Annotated in this window: 16 protein-coding genes and 1 tRNA gene; 12 read left to right on the top strand and 5 right to left on the bottom strand. The window is 68.9% G+C overall.

All coding sequences use genetic code 11. From position 1 onward, the window contains the following. The first annotated feature begins 72 nt into the window (after nt 1-72). Together TR49_RS35555 and TR49_RS35560 are read left to right on the top strand one after the other, a co-directional pair. Complete coding sequence (locus TR49_RS35555) at nt 73-1,104, top strand: tyrosine-type recombinase/integrase (protein WP_160311695.1); 1,032 nt, start codon at nt 73-75, stop codon at nt 1,102-1,104. 165 nt (nt 1,105-1,269) lie between these two features. Beyond that, nucleotides 1,270-1,824, top strand: a complete 555-nt coding sequence (locus tag TR49_RS35560; RefSeq protein WP_042389678.1) for a DUF4352 domain-containing protein — start codon at nt 1,270-1,272, stop codon at nt 1,822-1,824. Nucleotides 1,825-1,870: 46 nt separating this feature from the next. Here TR49_RS35560 and TR49_RS35565 read toward each other — a convergent pair. Further along, nucleotides 1,871-1,953, bottom strand: a tRNA-Leu gene (locus TR49_RS35565). An 83-nt stretch (nt 1,954-2,036) separates the two neighbouring features. Here TR49_RS35565 and TR49_RS35575 point away from each other — a divergent pair. Together TR49_RS35575 and TR49_RS35580 are read left to right on the top strand one after the other, a co-directional pair. Next, nucleotides 2,037-2,648 carry a hypothetical protein gene (locus TR49_RS35575; protein ID WP_152627630.1) on the top strand — a complete coding sequence of 204 codons (612 nt, stop codon included), beginning with the start codon at nt 2,037-2,039 and terminating at the stop codon, nt 2,646-2,648. 147 nt (nt 2,649-2,795) lie between these two features. Further along, entirely contained in the window at nt 2,796-2,999 is a 204-nt protein-coding gene (locus tag TR49_RS35580) for a cold-shock protein (protein WP_042389682.1), read from the top strand. Between the two features lie 176 nt (nt 3,000-3,175). Here TR49_RS35580 and TR49_RS35585 read toward each other — a convergent pair whose 3' ends face one another. The 4 genes from TR49_RS35585 to TR49_RS35600 all read right to left on the bottom strand — a co-directional run bounded on the left by TR49_RS35585 (nt 3,176) and on the right by TR49_RS35600 (nt 6,284). Next, entirely contained in the window at nt 3,176-3,418 is a 243-nt protein-coding gene (locus tag TR49_RS35585) for a hypothetical protein (protein ID WP_042389684.1), read from the bottom strand. A 537-nt stretch (nt 3,419-3,955) separates the two neighbouring features. Continuing rightward, complete coding sequence (locus TR49_RS35590) at nt 3,956-4,351, bottom strand: NUDIX hydrolase (protein WP_042389686.1); 396 nt, start codon at nt 4,349-4,351, stop codon at nt 3,956-3,958. After that, the gene (locus TR49_RS35595) at nt 4,348-4,887 is read right to left on the bottom strand and encodes an NUDIX hydrolase (protein ID WP_236653676.1); all 540 of its coding nucleotides are present in this window, start codon (nt 4,885-4,887) and stop codon (nt 4,348-4,350) included. The genes TR49_RS35590 and TR49_RS35595 overlap by 4 nt, the downstream gene beginning before the upstream one ends. Before the next feature lie 62 nt (nt 4,888-4,949). Continuing rightward, nucleotides 4,950-6,284, bottom strand: coding sequence for an NsdA family TPR-like regulatory protein (locus tag TR49_RS35600; protein WP_042389688.1), 1,335 nt, complete (start codon nt 6,282-6,284; stop codon nt 4,950-4,952). Between the two features lie 515 nt (nt 6,285-6,799). Here TR49_RS35600 and tgmA point away from each other — a divergent pair. From tgmA to TR49_RS35640, 8 genes are all read left to right on the top strand, one after another. Further along, nucleotides 6,800-7,099 carry a putative ATP-grasp-modified RiPP gene (gene tgmA, locus TR49_RS35605; RefSeq protein ID WP_042389690.1) on the top strand — a complete coding sequence of 100 codons (300 nt, stop codon included), beginning with the start codon at nt 6,800-6,802 and terminating at the stop codon, nt 7,097-7,099. Next, a complete protein-coding gene (gene tgmB, locus TR49_RS35610; RefSeq protein WP_042389692.1) occupies nt 7,096-8,049 on the top strand; it encodes an ATP-grasp ribosomal peptide maturase in 954 nt (317 codons plus the stop codon). Before tgmA ends, tgmB begins: the two co-directional genes overlap by 4 nt. Beyond that, the gene (gene tgmC, locus TR49_RS35615; protein ID WP_042389695.1) at nt 8,046-9,170 is read left to right on the top strand and encodes an ATP-grasp peptide maturase system methyltransferase; all 1,125 of its coding nucleotides are present in this window, start codon (nt 8,046-8,048) and stop codon (nt 9,168-9,170) included. Before tgmB ends, tgmC begins: the two co-directional genes overlap by 4 nt. Before the next feature lie 524 nt (nt 9,171-9,694). Continuing rightward, nucleotides 9,695-9,916: a helix-turn-helix domain-containing protein gene (locus TR49_RS35620; protein ID WP_042389696.1), complete on the top strand. Its 222-nt coding sequence runs from the start codon at nt 9,695-9,697 to the stop codon at nt 9,914-9,916. 44 nt (nt 9,917-9,960) lie between these two features. Further along, nucleotides 9,961-10,143, top strand: coding sequence for a hypothetical protein (locus TR49_RS35625; RefSeq protein WP_042389698.1), 183 nt, complete (start codon nt 9,961-9,963; stop codon nt 10,141-10,143). A gap of 19 nt (nt 10,144-10,162) precedes the next feature. Further along, a complete protein-coding gene (locus TR49_RS35630; RefSeq protein ID WP_042389700.1) occupies nt 10,163-10,867 on the top strand; it encodes a hypothetical protein in 705 nt (234 codons plus the stop codon). Between the two features lie 111 nt (nt 10,868-10,978). Beyond that, nucleotides 10,979-11,206, top strand: a complete 228-nt coding sequence (locus TR49_RS35635; protein WP_042389702.1) for a hypothetical protein — start codon at nt 10,979-10,981, stop codon at nt 11,204-11,206. Continuing rightward, nucleotides 11,199-16,262: a phage tail tape measure protein gene (locus tag TR49_RS35640; RefSeq protein ID WP_042389704.1), complete on the top strand. Its 5,064-nt coding sequence runs from the start codon at nt 11,199-11,201 to the stop codon at nt 16,260-16,262. Before TR49_RS35635 ends, TR49_RS35640 begins: the two co-directional genes overlap by 8 nt. Nucleotides 16,263-16,510: the final 248 nt, after the last annotated feature.

Genomic DNA, 16,510 nt, shown 5'->3' on the forward strand with positions numbered 1-16,510 from the left:
AACTCCCACTTATCAAGGGTGAGTCTGGGATGATTGTTCGAAGCAATGCACATACGGCGAACAGGGGTGGACGTGGCGTCAGAACTCGTGCCGGTCGAGCAGGCGCAGATCGTCGTTCCGGAACTCCTCGGCGAGCGTGACCACCAGCTGTCCGGCGAGACGATCGCGGACCTTCAGCGCGCGACCGCCGCGAACACCGAGCGCGCCTACGACCGCTGGTGGCGTCTCGCGGTCGACTGGTGCGAGACCGAGCAACGCACGGTGCTGCCGATGACCGCGCAGACCCTCGCCGAGTTCATCGGCCACCTCATGCGCACCCCGTCGCCCCGCACAGGCAGGCCGTACTCGCCCTCCAGCCTCAACCAGGCCATCGCCGCGATCCGCACCGCCCACTACCGCGCCGGCCACGAGGGCCAGCCCCACACCCGGGCCGCACTGGAGCTCGTCAAGGTCCACCGGCAGGACCGAGCCGACGACGGCTGGCGCACCCGCCGAGCCAAGCCGGTCACCCTCGACGTCCTCCGGCTGATGCTCGCCAGCTGCGACCGCGACTCGGTCAGCGGACGCCGCGACGCCGCGACCCTCGTCCTCGGGTACGGGCTGATGGGTCGCCGCTCCGAGCTCGCTGCCGTGCGCGTCGAGCACCTGACGTTCGGCGACGACTGGCTGACGGTGTGGGTGCCGCGGTCCAAGACCGACCAGAGTGCCCAGGGCGAAGAGGTCGAGATCCCGCGCGAGCTGGCACCGGACATCGACGCCGTCGCGATCGTCCGGGGCTACCTCGAGGCCCTCGCTGGCCACGGGGTGACGTCCGGCCCGCTGCTGCGCCGCATCGACCGGTGGGGCAACCTCGGCGACGGCCTGTCTGGTGCCGCGGTGAACGACATCGTGAAGCAGCTCGCCCAGGCGGCGCGGCTCAGCGACGCCGAGCGGACCACCGCGCACGGGTTGCGTGCTGGTGGCCCCACGGATGCGGCTGAGCGCGGCGTACCGATCCCGTTCATCGCCGAGCACGGCCGCTGGTCCAAGTCGTCTACTCAGGTGCTCACGTACGTCCGGCAGCACGACCGCCGCCGGAACAACCCGTTGCTACGAAAAGAATGAGCTTGAGGGCGCTGGAGTGCCTCGAGCAGGATGGCCCTACCGCGGCATTGGCTTGTCCGAGGTGCCCACTCGCCGCGGTCCCACGAGGTCAAGGCCGCCGAGCCCGGCGAGTAGGCGTAACCATGTCGGGTCGCGGCCTCCGCCGGTCGGAACGACCATGAACTCATGGACCGCCGCGTCGTTGGCCTCTTCGCCGCCATCGTCATCCTCAGTGCCCCCGCCGCCTGCTCATCGTCGACGTCGAACCAGATCGCAACCCAGCCGGGCAGCAGCAAGCCCAGCCCTACCCCGGGCGGGAACGCGATCGGCGTCGGCCAGACCGCGACGTTCCTGTCACAGTTCGCGGGCGAGCAGGGCACAACGATGCGCCTCACAGTCGCCAAGGTTGCCTACGTGTCCAGCGTCATCGACCTCGGCACGCCCCAGCCCCCGACCCGCGGTGTCCTGGTGCGCGTGACGATGACCACGACGAACGTCGGCAACGCCCCAGGAGCCTTCGACAGTGGCAACTTCCAGTGGGTGTCCCCGAGCGGGCAGGTTATCCCGAACACTGTGACCGCCGGGACGGCTCCGGATGCGATCCCAACGGTGACACTGCAGCCAGGTCAGCACGTGACCGGCGTGGCCACCTACGACGTGTCGGCGAAGGGCGGACAGCTCCAGTACGTGATCTACACCAGCCAACCGCCACTCGTCACGATCAACCTTCCCACCAGTTGACCCGACGACGAGGCCCCGCGTCGGCGAACTGGGCGGCGTCATTGTGTACCGGGTGCGGGATTCGAACCCGCACGTCCTCTCGGACAAGCGCTTTTGAGGCGCCAGCGTCTGCCATTCCGCCAACCCGGCCAGACCAGCATGATCGCAGATGGCCCCGTCACAGCAACGCAACTTCACTCACGGCACCGCACCGACTACGGCACGCTGCCGGGATGAACCGCACCCTCACCGCCACCGGCGTCGCCGCCGCATTACTCGTCCTCGCTGCCTGCGCCTCGACCAGCCCAGGCAGCAGCAACGACGCCGCCACCAGTAATTCCACGACGGCGGCCGCCAACCCCGCAAGCCCAGCCCCGGACACCCCGACGGCCGCCGACGACACACCCATGACCATCGGCAGCACATGGGGATGGCAGGAAGGCGACGGCAGCGCCCTGAGCGGATCCACCACCGTGCTCGGCTATCAGCAGCCCGTGGCCACCGATGGCCCCACGCCCGAAGACGCCTTCGGAGCCTCCTCGCACGGGTATGTCTGGGCCGCGCTCGACGTGAAGATCTGCAACGACAGCACGTCCACCGAGCCTGACCCCGTGTCTGACATGCCCTGGGTGCTGTCCTACGGCGACGGCACGCAGGTCCAACCGTCGGACACCGGCTACGACAGCTTCCCCAAGCCCGCGTTCCCGATGGGCGACACGAGCGTCGCGCCGGGTCGCTGCCTGCGCGGGAAGATCGTGTTCCCCGTGCCTGGAAGCCGACGACCGTCACTGGTTGCCTACGCGCCTGAGGGTCTGGCCACTCCCAAGGTGTGGACGGTGTCGTAACCGCGCCGCGTAGCCAGATGATCACTGCGAAGGTAGCGTGATCGCCGTAGTTCGCTGTCCGCCGTACCGCTTCACCTGCTGTTCGAGGACGCGACAACCCGAGAGGGCTGGAATAGGTCCCGTCCTCGCCTTGAACAGGAGATCAGCATGGCCAGTGGCACCGTGAAGTGGTTCAACGCCGAGAAGGGCTTCGGCTTCATCGAGCAGGACGGCGGCGGTCCCGACGTCTTCGCCCACTACTCGGCGATCAGCGGCGGCGGCTACCGCGAGCTGAACGAGGGCGAGCGCGTGACGTTCGACGTCGAGCAGGGCCAGAAGGGCCCGCAGGCCGCGAACATCGTCCGCGGCTGAGCGCAGCCCAGGGAGCGGCCCCGCATGGAGACAGCGGGGCCTCTCCCTGTAGGACGCGGCGCCCGACGGCGGCAGCTGCCACGCCCTGCCTGCGGGCCGGGAGGCCAGGCCAGTCTTGAGCACGCTCCAGCCTTTCGGCGGTGCGACGCGCCCGGGCTCGCCCGAACGTGCGGGGGCTAGGTTGCGGCGTGCTCCGGATGGTCGATCGTGAGACCGTCCTCGGATGTCCATCTGCGCAGGAGCCTTGGCCGCCTGCCCGGGAGGCCACACTCGCGCATCTCCACGCGCACGCCGGGAAGTCCGCGGCTGATCTTGACTTGACGCTCGAAGTAGGTGGTCGCCGCCGACGCCGTGTCGAAGTACTCGCGGATCAGTAACGACATGCTCATGCGCCGCTCAACCTCATAGGTCTGCGCCATTGAAGCCCCCTGCCGCACAGATTTGGATCATCATGGGCATCCGGGAGCTGGGCACGCAAGACTGCCGGGAACTAAGGTGCCGGCGATCCGCTCAGCGGTGAGCCCTGCGCCCGATTCATGGGTGTCGGGGTCGTTGTGTCATCCCTCCTGTTCATGCATGCAACTTCCGTAGCTTGTAATGCCGTTGACGGCATCGACCGGCGGCGAGTTGGCTGGCGATGATCACCGCGCAACCGGGTAGCCAGCGCTGACCGCTAGTCGGCAGTCTGGTCGGAGGCCCAAGGTCCCGCGCGCGTGATGCCTACGTGAAGGGGGAGACCATGACGGGCAGTAGGGGCTTAGGTAACAGGTGGGGCGTCGGCGACACGGGGTGGGACCCGCCGCGATGGCCATCGGGCTCCAGGCCGCCATCACCTCGGGCAGCTGACCGCTAGTCTGCTCAGCAACCTGTCCTGCTGGACGCTTCATCACAACCACAGGACGGGCTTCAGGCCCCGGCCGCCCACTACGGGCGCCGGGGCCTTCGTCGTGTCTGGCCTACTGCGGCAGGTGTTGGTCGAGGTAGTCCTGCACGGGTCCGAACAGCCCGTACGGCACGTACCCGGGCAGTTCGTCGTGGGCGACCCAGGCGACCTCCGCCAGCTCCTCCGCGTCGGCAACATGCGCCACACCAGTGACCAGCGCGCACACCACATACGACATGTGCCGACCCGTCGCCGGGTGCACCCGCGAGCCGAGCAGCATCTGGGCGTCGACGGACAAGCCCGTCTCCTCGTACGTCTCCCTCGCAGCCGCCTCCGGCACGGTCTCGCCCGGCTCGACCTTCCCGGCCGGGAGCTGCCACACGAGGTCGCCCTCGGGCACAGCGCGCCGAACCAGGAGCACGCGGCCGTTCGCGACGACCACCGCGGCGGCTACAGGCTGGCCAGTCACGGCCGTCCAACTCGCTGCTGGTGAAGGAGGAGCAGCGCGGCAACAGCGTTCGCCGAGCGAACCTCCCCCTTCTCCACGAGCTCTGGGACGCGGGCGAGCGGAACCCACTCGCGGCGCTCCGACTCGAAGTCATCCTCGGGATGGCCGACATACTCGGCGCCCTCGGCCCAGAAGACGTGATGGCGGGCATCGGTGAGGCCGTTGGATGGCTCCACCGTCAGGAGCGGGTGCAGCGGGCCGCCGCGCCAGCCGGTCTCTTCCAGGAGCTCCCGAGCGGCGGCGTGCTCGATGGTCTCGCCGTCATCGACGACGCCGGCTGGGAGTTCCCAGCCCCATGTGTCGGTGATGAAGCGGTGCCGCCACAGCAGCAGGACTTCGTTATCGGCGTTCACCGCGGCGACCAAGGCGACAGGACGCAGCCGCATCAGGTAGTGGTCAAGATGGCGGCCGTCTGGGAGTTCTACATCAGCAAGATTGATCTTGAACCATTGGTTGGCGTACACGGTGTGCTCGCCGAGGTTCTTCCACACCGACACGTTCGCGCTCCCGCCATCACCGCCGGACCTGGTGTCCCCGACGCTATCGCAGCCAGCATCGGCTACAGCGGCACGGACAGGGAGGCGTCTATCTGTTCGACGGCTTCCCGAGCCGCGGCCCCGCCGTTCATGGCCAACTTCAGACGCAGCGCTACGAACCGGTCCCGAAGCCGCTGCGACTCCATCCCCGCGGCAGCCTCCAGAGCCTCGACCGCGTGCGCGGCGGCCTGCTCGCCGTCCCGCCGACCGAGGTCAACTGTGGTGAGCGTGGCCAGGCGGTGCACACGGCCGCGGGGATGCGCCTGCGTCCGGGCCGCCTCCTCCGCGTAGGTCTGTGCCGGGCGCCAGTCCTCCATGCTGATCAGCGCCTCCGCGAACTGCGCCTCGACCAAGCCCGGCTGCACATACCCGGTCTCGGGCGGCTCCTCGCGTGTGCCGATCCGGGCGGCTGCCTGCTCGGCGCGCTCCATAGCCCGGTGCGCCCCGGCAACGTCGCCCATACGCGCGAACGCCTTGGCCTGCATCGCGTTCAGGTCGGTCGCGAGAGCTGGGCTGATGTAGGAGCCCGCAGTGCGCAGACCCGCCTCGGCGAATGCGACCGCCTGCCGGTAATCCTTGAGGAACACCGCCTGGTTCACCAGCAGCGCGATGACGTAGCCGCCGAAAGCCCGGTCACCGGATGCCTTCGCGAGGCGCAAGGCGTGATGGAAGTAGCGCTGCGCGAGACCCTGGGCGTCGCTGTCGTACGCGCAGATCCCGGCGATCGCTGCCAGGCCGCCGGACGCCCGGTAGAGCTCGCGACCCACTCCGTCGCTGTAGGAGCCGCGAAGCAGCGGTGCGGTGTGCCCGGTGAGGAATCCGACGACGCGGCCCTTGGTGGCGACCCCGCCAGCTGCGCGGTACATGGTTTCGTATCGGGTGCGGGCAGCCCTCAGCATCTCCACGTCCGTAGCACCGACGCGCGGCGTGCCCAGGCGCGAGACGTCGACGTCGTCGGGCGGGTTCTCCCACTCCCACACCGGGACGATCGCGGCCGTGCCAACGATGGCGGACGCGGCCTGGACGTCGGGGCGCTGCTGCTGGTCCGACCGCCACAGCGCGGTGGCTCGCTCGACGAAGCCGGACAGTCCGCTCGGGGGCACCGCGCTGCCGGGCTTACCCATGCCGATGTCGTCGTGAGTGAGGCGCCGCTGCAGACGAGCGCCGAGGACGTCACAGATCAGGTCTGGTGCTTGCCCTCGGGGTCGCTGGCCGCGAAGCCAGCGTGTGACCGCGGTGCGGTCGTAGCGCAGCGTCAGCCCGCGTGCCTGGCCGAGCTTGTTCACTCGCGAGGAGAGGCCGGCGTGCGACATGCCGGCCTCGTCAAGGAGGGCGTCGAGCAGGGTGTTGGGCTCCATTGCTGCCTGCCGCTGTCATCTGTGACGGTCTGTGGACTGAACGTAGCTGGTTTCGGTTCACACGGGTTGTGAATCCGGTGCGCATCCCAAGGTTCTGCGCACGCTGTTGCGGCCTGATCTGCGGCGGAACGCTTGATCCATCGACGGATTGAGGTGATGCCAGATGCGGCCGACAGCCGTGGTCCGGGAGCAGGCCAGCGAAGGCCAGCGTGGAGATGAAGGCACCTGCAAAGGGCCGTTGCCGCGTGGCTACCTGACTCCGGAGTGTCGTACCGGCGCGGATCGCTGGCCCGACCTGCACCAGCTGTGCCACGCGCCCGGCTATCAAGACCGCGTCCTCGGCTGGGTCAAAGTGCCCTGCGCTTGCCCGTGCCACGAAGACGGCACCGAGCTGCACCGCCAGACCCGCGGCCTTCCTGCCGCATAAGACTCCCGCCCGGCCGCTACACCCTGGGGAGGCAGCGTCCGGGCGGGCCAGCACCACACCAACCACCATCCACACCCACGGAGGCAACGTGTTCGCCCACTCCGACCGCTACCCGACCGGCAGCCCGCTGCCGAACGGCATCACCACCCCGAAGCCGTGGGGGCTGCGCCGCATGGCCCCCTACCCGGCCCAGGCACCCGCCTATGCCCGCGTCGACCTCGACCCCATCACCCAGACGGGCCGCTACTACGACCACACCGGCACCGTCATGGAAATGCCCGGCCACGGCACCAGCACCGGCACGAACCCCGCCACCAACACCGGGAACCCGTCCGACGGCACCCAGGGCGGCGGCGACCAGGACACCGGGAACGACAGCGACCAGTGACAGACCGTCCGGTTCTGGTCGTCACCAACCTGGACGACCCCACGACCGACCTGGTGATCGACGAGCTGCACGGCCGGGGCGTCCCGGTCGTGCGGTTCGACTCCGGGGACTTCCCCGCCACCTTGTCCGTCGCGGCCACCATCAACAGCGCCGGGATCTGCGGCCACCTCGCCACACCCACGCGCACCGCCGACCTCGCCCACGTCCGTTCCCTGTACTACCGGCGCCCGTCCGGGTTCACCTTCCCCCACCTGGACGAGCAGACCGCCCGCTTCGCGGTCACCCAGGCCCGCTACGGGCTCGGCGGGATCCTCGCCAGCCTCCCGGACTGCCTGTACGTGAACCACCCCCACCGGATTGGCGACGCCGAGTTCAAGCCCTCAGGGCTCGCCACGGCCGTCGACGCCGGCTTCCGGGTGCCGCGGACGCTGGTCACGTCCAGCCCGGACGCGGCACGGGAGTTCATCAAGCGCGGCCCGGGCCGGGTGATCTACAAGCCGCTGTCCGCGCCGCTGTACCGCATCGACGGCGTCTCCTGCACCGTGGAGGTTCAGGAGGTGACCGCCGACCAGATCGACGACGCTGTCGCGGGCACCGTGCACCTGTTCCAGCACGCTGTCGACAAGCAGGCCGACGTGCGCGTCACCGTGATGGGCGACCGCGTGTTCGCGGTGCGGATCGACTCAGGTCTGCTGGACTGGCGCACCGACTATGAGCGGCTCACCTACACCGTGGTGCAGTCGCCGGCTGGGATCCGCGAGGCGCTGGCCGGCTACCTGGCTCGCTTCGGGCTGGTCTTCGGCGCTTTCGACTTCGCCGTCGACCACTGCGGTGAATGGTGGTTCCTGGAATGCAACCCGTCCGGCCAGTGGGCGTGGCTCGAGCCCGCGACCGGCCTGCCGATGGTCGCCGCGATGGCGGACCTGCTGGAGCGAAGGAGCAACGGTTGAACGACGACCAGGCGCTGCGCCGCAAGATGGCCGACGCGCTGGAGGCCGCTGGGAAGCTGCAGAGCCCGGCGTGGCGGCGTGCGGTCGAGGCGGTGCCGCGGCACGAGTTCCTGCGCGGCGGCTTCTTCGAGACCGTGCCCGGGGTCTCGCCGACGTCCTGGGCGCCGGTGATGCCCGACGCGCCGGGCTGGCTGGAGCGCTGCTACGCCGACGAGTCGCTGGTCACGCAGATCGCGGGCACCATCGTGCCGGGCGACTTGGAGGGCCGGATCTCCCGGGCGCCGACGTCGTCGAGCACGATGCCGGGCCTGGTCGTGCGGATGGACGAAGACCTGCTCGTCGAGGACGGCATGCGAGTGCTGGAGATCGGCACCGGCACCGGCTACTCGACCGCACTGCTGTGCGAGCGGCTCGGCGAAGACCTGGTCACCTCCGTCGAGGTCGACGCGGACGTCGCCATGCGGGCCCGCAACGCGCTCGCCGCGGTCGGCTACCACCCGGAGCTCGTCGTCGGAGACGGCCTCGCCGGGCATAAGGACGGTGCCCCGTACGACCGGCTGATCGCGACGTGCGGGATCACCACGATCCCGCAGGCGTGGATCGAGCAGGTCCGCCCGGGCGGCCTGATCGTGGCGACGGTCTGCGGCTGGCTGTACTCCTCGGAGCTGGCCCGGCTGACGGTCCAACGGGACGGTACGGCAACGGGACGGCTGCTCGGCGGGCAGATCTCGTTCATGCTCGCGCGCCCGCAGTCCCCGCCGCCGCTGGGCATGCTGCCAGACCTGGACGCCGGCGAGGAACGGCCCACGACGGTCGGCGCTGACCTGCTGGGCGACTGGACGGCCCGGTTCGTGATGCAGCTCGCCACACCGCGCGTGCAGCGCCTGGACCTGCCGCGCAACGGCCGCACCGAGCACGTGCTCCTGGACGTCGACGCCGGGGCGTGGGCCGCGGTGTACGCGGACGGTGCGGGCTGGCTCGTGCGGCAGGGCGGCCCGTATCGGGTGTGGGACCTGGTCGAGGAACGGATCGGCTTGTGGCAGGTAGCCGGGCAACCGGACTTGTCCGAGTTCCGCATCTCCGTCGCGGATGGCCAGCAGACCGTCTTCTGGCCGTCCTAACCTGCCGTCCGCAGGAGCCTCCTGGACGGGACATTGCACCAACACGTAGGCCCCGATGCTCATTCGAGCGTCGGGGCCACGTCGCGTTCCGGCTGAGAGTGCGGCCCAGATTTCCAGGGCTGACCGAGGGGCGCATCAGAACAGAGAGTCACATTCGTGACGTTGCGTCATTCCCATAACGGCATCCCCGTAGTAAAATCCTCAACGAACGAACACCGAGCATTAGCTCAATGACCGCCGGCCCGGGCGCGACGCCCAGGCAACCCGCTCGGGCGCGATGCCCAAGCACCCGCTCGGACGCAACGTCCGGGCAACCGTCCAGCGCAACGCCGGACACGCACCACCAGCAAGACGGCGAAGTCAGAGCAACCCGGTGATTACTGCTTGAGAGCGCAACGCCGAGCAGCAGGACAGATCGCATCCCGCAACGGGATTCCCCCCAGCCGACCAGACTGAAGACCGGTCCGTCGTGCTTCCACACCTCATCCGTCGTGCTTTCACGCTCAAGGGACGGACCCATTCCCATGGCCCAGCGTTTCTCCGGGCAGCTCCTGCGCGAAAAGCGCATCGCTGCCGGCATCCGACCCGAACTCCTCGCCCTGCAGATCGACCGCAGCGTGTGGTCCGTCGCCGAGTACGAGCGCGGCACAGTCCAGCCGCCCATCCCGGTCCTCAGCCGCATCGCCGACGTCCTCGGCTGCGCGCTCACCGACCTGCTCACCGACACCACCGCCACGGCGGCCTGAAGGGCCCGAACTCATCCCGTTGCGCCGCTCCCTAGGAGTCACCCATGCAGAACCGCGCCGACTACCTCGAACTCAGGCGCATCGTCGATGAAGCCACCGCAGAGGCCCACGCCGCAAACCCGGTGGAGACCTTCCCCGACGGGCACTTCATGGACCCCTCCACCACCGACGACGAGATCGCCGCACACCTCGCCAGCCTCGGCTTCCACGCCTGGCGATACCGCTAACCCATCTGGAGACCCCGACATGTACGTCCGCGAGATCGACGACACGCTCCGCAGCCTCGGGATCACGCAGCTGATCCAGGCCACAGAGGGCCTGGCCCCGCTGCCCGACGCCATCACCTCCGCCCACGCCGAGCTGCAGGACTTCCTCGCCCAGCACGCCACACCCCACGGCGCCATCGACGGCGCCACCCACCAGCAAGCAGTCACCAAGCTGACAGACCGGCTCGGCCAGGCGACAAGCTACGGCAACGCCACCACCCTCATCACCGACTGCCTGCAGCCAGCCCTCACCACCCATCTCAAGCAGTTCCAGCAGCACGTCTCGCGCGTCGGCCCCTACCTTCACCACACCGGATCCATCGCGGACCTCCTCCTGGAGACCGAGGAGGTGCGCCTCGCCTACGTCGGCCTCACCAGGTCCATCACCGAGTATGCGAACCTCCGCATGTCCTGGGAGACCCTGCGCGGCAAGGGCGGCGCGACCCTCGACCCGCAGGGCACAAGGGGCCTGATCGCCGAGATCCGCAACGCTCCCGAGGTCTTCGACGACTGGCGGCGCGTCGGCACCTCACAGCTCCACCCATGGCCGTGGCAGGGCACTAACCACTGGATCCGCATGAGCTGGCTCCTGGACCACGGCGCCCGGGTCTGGCTGCCCACGGCCGCCGAGCAGGACGCCGCCTACCGCCAATACGTCCCTGCCCCACGGGTCACCAGCAACTGAGAGCTGGCCAGCGCAGGTCTCGGGGTCTCTGCGCTGGCCTCTTTTCCACCGACCCCTTGCATCGCCATCCACTGCGGAGCCGCCGACCGCCCAGAACGGAGACACCCACCCGTGACTGACACCTCGCCCGAGCCTCGCTACGACCCCGTCCAGGAGGTCGCAGCCGCCTTCGCCATCGACGCAGGCGTTGCCCCCGACGAGGACGGTGTCCTCCGCGTCCACATCGACGAGACTGGCCTGCGATCCCTCGCCGACCACGCCGTCAACCCGGCCCTCGCCCACGCCTTCGCCGACGTCATCCTCGCCGCCTGCAAGGTCGGGTCGGTGAAGCATGGCTGACCGCACAGTGAAGGTGCGCGTCCAGGCCGAGATGCCGGGCTACGCGGCCGCGATGAAGTCCGCCGCGACTTCGACCGTGGCGCTGGGCGACGCCGCCACGGTGGCTGGCAAGGGCGTCCGCTCGCTGGGTGTCGACGCTGACGCGGCCAAGGGTGGCCTGTCTGGTCTCGCCGCGGGCGCGAAGGGCGGTACGGCTGCGCTCAAGGAGAGCGAGCTTGCGGCGCTGGCGGCCAGCCAAGGGGTGAAGGCCTCTGGTGTCGAGGCTGACGCGGCTCGGGGCGCGTTCGGTCGGATCGGCGCCGCGGCGAAGGACGGCATGGAGTCGGTGAAGTCCGGCGCCGAGGGCGCCCTGGAGTCGGTGCAGCACCTGGGGCTGCTCCTTGCCGGCGGTTCGATCCTGTACGGGCTGCACGACATCGTCGAGCAGGGCAACGAGTACACCGACGCCATGAACAAGTTCCTCGAGGTCACGCGTGCCTCGGGGGCGCAAATGCAGGCTGCCGGCTCGGAGGCGCAGTCGCTCGGCGCCGACATGAAGCTGCCCACCGCGAGTGCTGCTGAGGCTGCGGACGCGATGGTGGAGCTCGCGAAGGCTGGCCTCAGCGCTGGGGATGCGATCAAGGCTGCCAGGGGGACGATTCAGCTGGCTGCGGCCGCCCGGACCGACGTCGCTACGGCGGCGAAGATCGAGGGCGACATCATGGACCAGTTCTCCCTCAAGGCGAGCGACGCATCCAAGGTCGCTGACACCCTCGCGAACACGTCCAACTCGGCTTCGGGCGAGTTGATGGACATCTACTACGCAATGAAGTACGTCGGCCCGGTCGCTCACGGGATGGGCATTTCGCTGCAGGACGCGGCGACCGCCGTGGGACTGCTCGGCAAGTCCGGCATCATCGGCGAGACGGCGGGCACTGCCCTGCGGTCGGCGCTGGTCGACATGGCCAAGCCCACCAAGCAGGCCGCGGACGGCCTGAAGGAACTGGGCATCCAGGCGTTCGACTCTCAGGGCAACTTCAAGGGCCTGCAGTACCTGATCACGCAGCTTGCCTCCGCGCAGAAGGACCTGAGCAACCAGCAGTTCGCCGCGGCGGCGACGGCCGCGTTCGGGAAGCCGGCTCTGGCGGCGATCGTCGCGCTGGCGGAGCGTGGCGGCCCGGCTTTCGCGCAGATGTCGATGCAGGTCGGTCGTGCGGGTGGTGCGGCGGCGCTGGCGGCGGCGGAGTCGAAGGGCCTGGGTGGTGCGATGCGCACCCTGGGCAAGGAGCTCACCTCGACGTTCCTGCAGGTATACCTCGGTATCTCCCCGGTCCTGGAGTCGATCACCCGGGGTATGTCGGCGGCGGTTTCCGACGCGATCCCGTATGTGCAGCGCGGCATCAAGACCGCGACGGACCTGTGGGACATCTACGGCCCGTCGGTGGAGAAGAAGCTTCAGGCTGCGGGCCTCCAGATCGGCAAGGATGCCGAAAGCTGGATCAGTCCACTTGAGATGGGACTCGCCGGGATCGCGGGTACGACGATCCCGCTCGCGATCACAGGGTTCACGACCCTCGGCACGGTCTTCGGGAACCTTGAGAAGGCGCTCACTCCGATCGACTCGGGCTTCCAGGATGTCTTCACGTCAGTGACGTCCGGCGCCGGAGCGCTGGGCGTGTTCGAGGGCCGTGTGCAGGAGGGCCTCGGCATGCTGGGAACCCTGTCCGGGGTCCTGGGGCCGATCGGGTCGCTTGTCGGCGGCCTCGCGCATGCTTTCGCTGGCCTGCCGGGCCCGATCCAGCTGTCGGTGATCAGCATGCTGGCGATGCGGCCGTTCCAGCCGCAGATCCAGGCGATGAAGCAGTCGGTCACGGACTTCGGCAAGGCCGGTATCGACGCGTTCAAGGGCATCGGCGACGCGTCGCTGTACCAGCGGGTCCTCGCGGCCGGCGCCGGGCAGGAGCTGGGCAAGTTCGGCGGCTACGTGGCCGCTCTGGAGGCCCGCTCGCCGGCGCTTGCGGCGATGGGCAACGCGTTCCGTGGCGTCACGTCTTCGATCGATCCTGCAGCGTCTGGGATGGAGCGCTTCGGAGGCACGCTGAAGGGCCTGTCTGCCGCCGCTGGTGTCGGCGCTCTGACGGGCCTGAAGTCCGCCGCGTCCGGGCTGCTCGGCGTGTTCGGCGGCGGCTGGGGGCTGGCTGTCGGCGGCGCGATGACGCTGCTCGACTACTTCGCACAGAAGAGCAAGGCCGCGCAGCAGCAGGTCGACAGCTTCACGAACGCACTCCAGCAGGACTCCGGCGCGCTGGGGACCAACACGAGGGCGCTGGCCGCGCAGACGCTGCAGCAGCAGGGCCTGTTCGACATTGGCACCAAGTACGGCATTCAGCAGGGAGTCCTGACGGATGCCGCGCTGGGTAACGCTGCTGCGATCAAGCAGGTCAACGATGCGCTGCAGAAGAACGCCACCACTCAGCAGGTGACGTCGAAGGCCCAGAACGAGATGGGCACCTCGACGACGGTTCTGAATGGCGACGCGCAGAAGCTGCGCGACACCATCGACGGCACGAGCTCGTCCGTGGCAAAAGCCGCCCAGGCCTACAAGAACCAGGAACTGGCCATGGACCAGACGGCCAGCCCCACCGACCGGCTCAACGCACTGATCAAGACCCTCGGATCAACCGAGGCCGACTCCACCACCAAGACCGACGCACTCCACCAGGCGCTGCAGCTGCTCTCCGGTGGCGAGCTCGACGTCGAAGCTGCGGCCGCCAACCAGAACCAGGCGATCATCGACCTCAACTCCTCCTACAAGGACGGCGTCGACAAGGCCAACGGGTACGGCAAGGCACTCCTGCAGGCTGACGGCAGCCTGAACACGCTGACACCGAGCGGGCAGAACCTGTGGAACCTGCTGCAGAGCCTCAGCACGGCAACGGCTGGCATGTCAGAGGCCACGTTCAACTACGCCAAGAACAGCGGCCAGACGCTCCCGCAGGCACTCAAGGCAGCCGAAGGACCCATGCAGACCGCCTGGGAACAGGCGGTCAAGGCGGGAGAGCAGTACGGACTGACCGCGGCGCAGGCCAAGGAGCTCGCCGCCCAGATGCAGTTCATCCCCTCCAACCTGGCCATCACCCTCGGCGTCAGCGGCTTCGACGCCACGACCAGCGATCTGATGCTCGTGGCCGGCTATCAGGGGCACCTCGACCAAGGGGCGACGATCCACACCGCCGCGATCACCGACCAGGCCACCAAAGATCTCCAGGCGCTGGGCTTCAAGGTCGCCACGCTGCCGAACCGGCAGGTCGAGATCACCATCCCCGACACCCAGGCCTTCAACGCCCTGAACGGGATCATCAACAAACTGAATTCGGTGCAGTCCAGGACCGTAGACGTCACGGTCGCCTACCACTCGACCGGGAACGGCCGGTTCCTGCTGCCGAACGCGGACGGCAACATCTACCCCGGCGGCACGCCGACGATCCGGCGGTTCGCCAACGGTGGCGAGGACCACAGCGCGCAGATCGCCCCCGGCGGAGCCTGGCGCATGTGGGCCGAACCCGAAACCGGCGGCGAAGCCTACATCCCCCTCGGTGCATCCAAGCGGCCGCGCTCCAAGGCGCTGCTGGAGCAGGTCGCCCGGATGATGGGCGGCCGCGTCGCCTGGTTCGCCGGCGGCGGCATCAGCGCGTTCGCCGGGGGTGGCTTCTCGTACACGCCGAACATTCCGGCGCTCGGCGGGGCGAGCGACCCGATGACGCGCTACGACAACGCCCTCAAGGCGCTGCAGGCGGCGTGGGCCAAGCTGACCGCCGCTCTCGCCGCGCAGGCCAAGGCCGCTGACGCTCAGGCTGCCACCCGGAAGAAGGAGGACGCGTACGTTACCGCGGCGGAGAAGCACCTCGAGCAGGTGCGTTCCGGGCGGCACACGCACGCCCAGCTCATCGCGGCGGAGACGGAGCTGACGAAGGCCAGGCAGCTCGCTGCGGCGGCGGATCAGGCTGCGGCGGCGAAGACCACGGCGGCGGCGAAGGCTACCGCTGCGGCCCGGGCCAGCGTGAACGCCGCGGATGTGAGTCTGGGTGTGGCGAAGGGCTCGGCCGCGCCGACGGGGTTCGACCTGGCCGCCTACGAGAAGCAGCTGTCCGACAGCCTGTCCGCGACGGAGGACTGGCGGAAGAACCTGTCCGCTGTCGGGGCGCGGGGTGGGGCGGCTGTCGAGCAGATCTTGCAGAACATGGGCGCGGACGGCACGGCGCTGACTGCGGCTTTGGCGAAGGCGTCGAAGAAGGACTTCGACACGATCGTGAAGAACTTGCAGGCTGTGTCGGATCAGGCGAAGGCGACGCTTGCGGATTTCGACTCGCAGGTGGCGGCGTCGGCGAAGACGAACAGCCAGTTCGCCGCGGATCTCGCTTCGCTGTCTGCTCGCGGGTACGGGGCTTTGGCGCAGCAGTTGGCGCAGCAGGGCGATCAGTCGGCGATGGATCTCGCGAGGGAGGCTGCGGGTGCGTCGGCCTCCCAGCTCGCGAAGATCAACGCCGATGTGACCAGCCAGAACAACACCCTGACCGGCACGGACCTGCAGAACATGGTGCTGGTCCTGTCCACGCTGCGATCGAAGCCGGGCGAGGGCATCTCCGACGTCGTCGCCGCGGGCATCAGCGTCGCGGATCTCCTCACTCTCGTGCCGAAGATCCGGCCGCAGATCGATGCACTACCTGACGACTACAAGCGCCAGTTCCTGGCCCAGATGGCAGGGCAGGGCACCGCGACAGCCATGGCGACGGGCGGCATCCTCACCCAGCCAACCCTCGTGCTCGGCGGTGAGGCCGGCGTCGCAGAGTCCTGGATCCCGCTGAACGGCTCCGCAAGGTCGCAGGCCCTGCTGGGTGCTTCAGCCGCGGCGATGGGCTACCGGCTCGTTCCCGCAGGCCGGTTCGCCGCACACGGCGACAGCGGCGCCACAGTCCACCACCACAACAACCAGAAGAACATCACCCTGAACGGTGCCAAGCAGTCCACCGCAGAACAGGCCGCAGACCTGATGCGCCACATGGTCGCACTCACCTGACACGGCAAGCGCCGCCTGGTCACGCGGCCACGCGGCGCCACGCCGCTCGCGATCCCGACTCTGCGGCCACCGCTCTGACGAACAGCTCCGAAAGAGGAAGACCTGATGCTCCGACGACCCGGGTGGAGAGTGTGCACCGTACCCGGATGCCCAGAATTCACTGACCGAGGCGGCAAGTGCGACGATCACCGACGCGAGGCCGAGCAGCAGCGTGGCACAGCCAGGCAGCGAGGCTACGGCGGCCGACT

The organism is Streptacidiphilus melanogenes, assembly GCF_000787835.1.
In the GTDB taxonomy this organism is placed as follows: domain Bacteria; phylum Actinomycetota; class Actinomycetes; order Streptomycetales; family Streptomycetaceae; genus Streptacidiphilus; species Streptacidiphilus melanogenes.

Bases quoted from the DNA above. Each gene is read 5' to 3' on its own strand.
- TR49_RS35600 (WP_042389688.1), bottom strand. From the start codon at position 6,284: ATGGAGCCCAACACCCTGCTCGACGCCCTCCTTGACGAGGCCGGCATG.
- TR49_RS35585 (WP_042389684.1), bottom strand. From the start codon at position 3,418: ATGGCGCAGACCTATGAGGTTGAGCGGCGCATGAGCATGTCGTTACTG.
- TR49_RS35640 (WP_042389704.1), top strand. From the start codon at position 11,199: ATGGCTGACCGCACAGTGAAGGTGCGCGTCCAGGCCGAGATGCCGGGC.
- TR49_RS35630 (WP_042389700.1), top strand. From the start codon at position 10,163: ATGTACGTCCGCGAGATCGACGACACGCTCCGCAGCCTCGGGATCACG.
- TR49_RS35580 (WP_042389682.1), top strand. From the start codon at position 2,796: ATGGCCAGTGGCACCGTGAAGTGGTTCAACGCCGAGAAGGGCTTCGGC.
- TR49_RS35625 (WP_042389698.1), top strand. From the start codon at position 9,961: ATGCAGAACCGCGCCGACTACCTCGAACTCAGGCGCATCGTCGATGAA.
- TR49_RS35560 (WP_042389678.1), top strand. From the start codon at position 1,270: ATGGACCGCCGCGTCGTTGGCCTCTTCGCCGCCATCGTCATCCTCAGT.
- TR49_RS35620 (WP_042389696.1), top strand. From the start codon at position 9,695: ATGGCCCAGCGTTTCTCCGGGCAGCTCCTGCGCGAAAAGCGCATCGCT.
- TR49_RS35575 (WP_152627630.1), top strand. From the start codon at position 2,037: ATGAACCGCACCCTCACCGCCACCGGCGTCGCCGCCGCATTACTCGTC.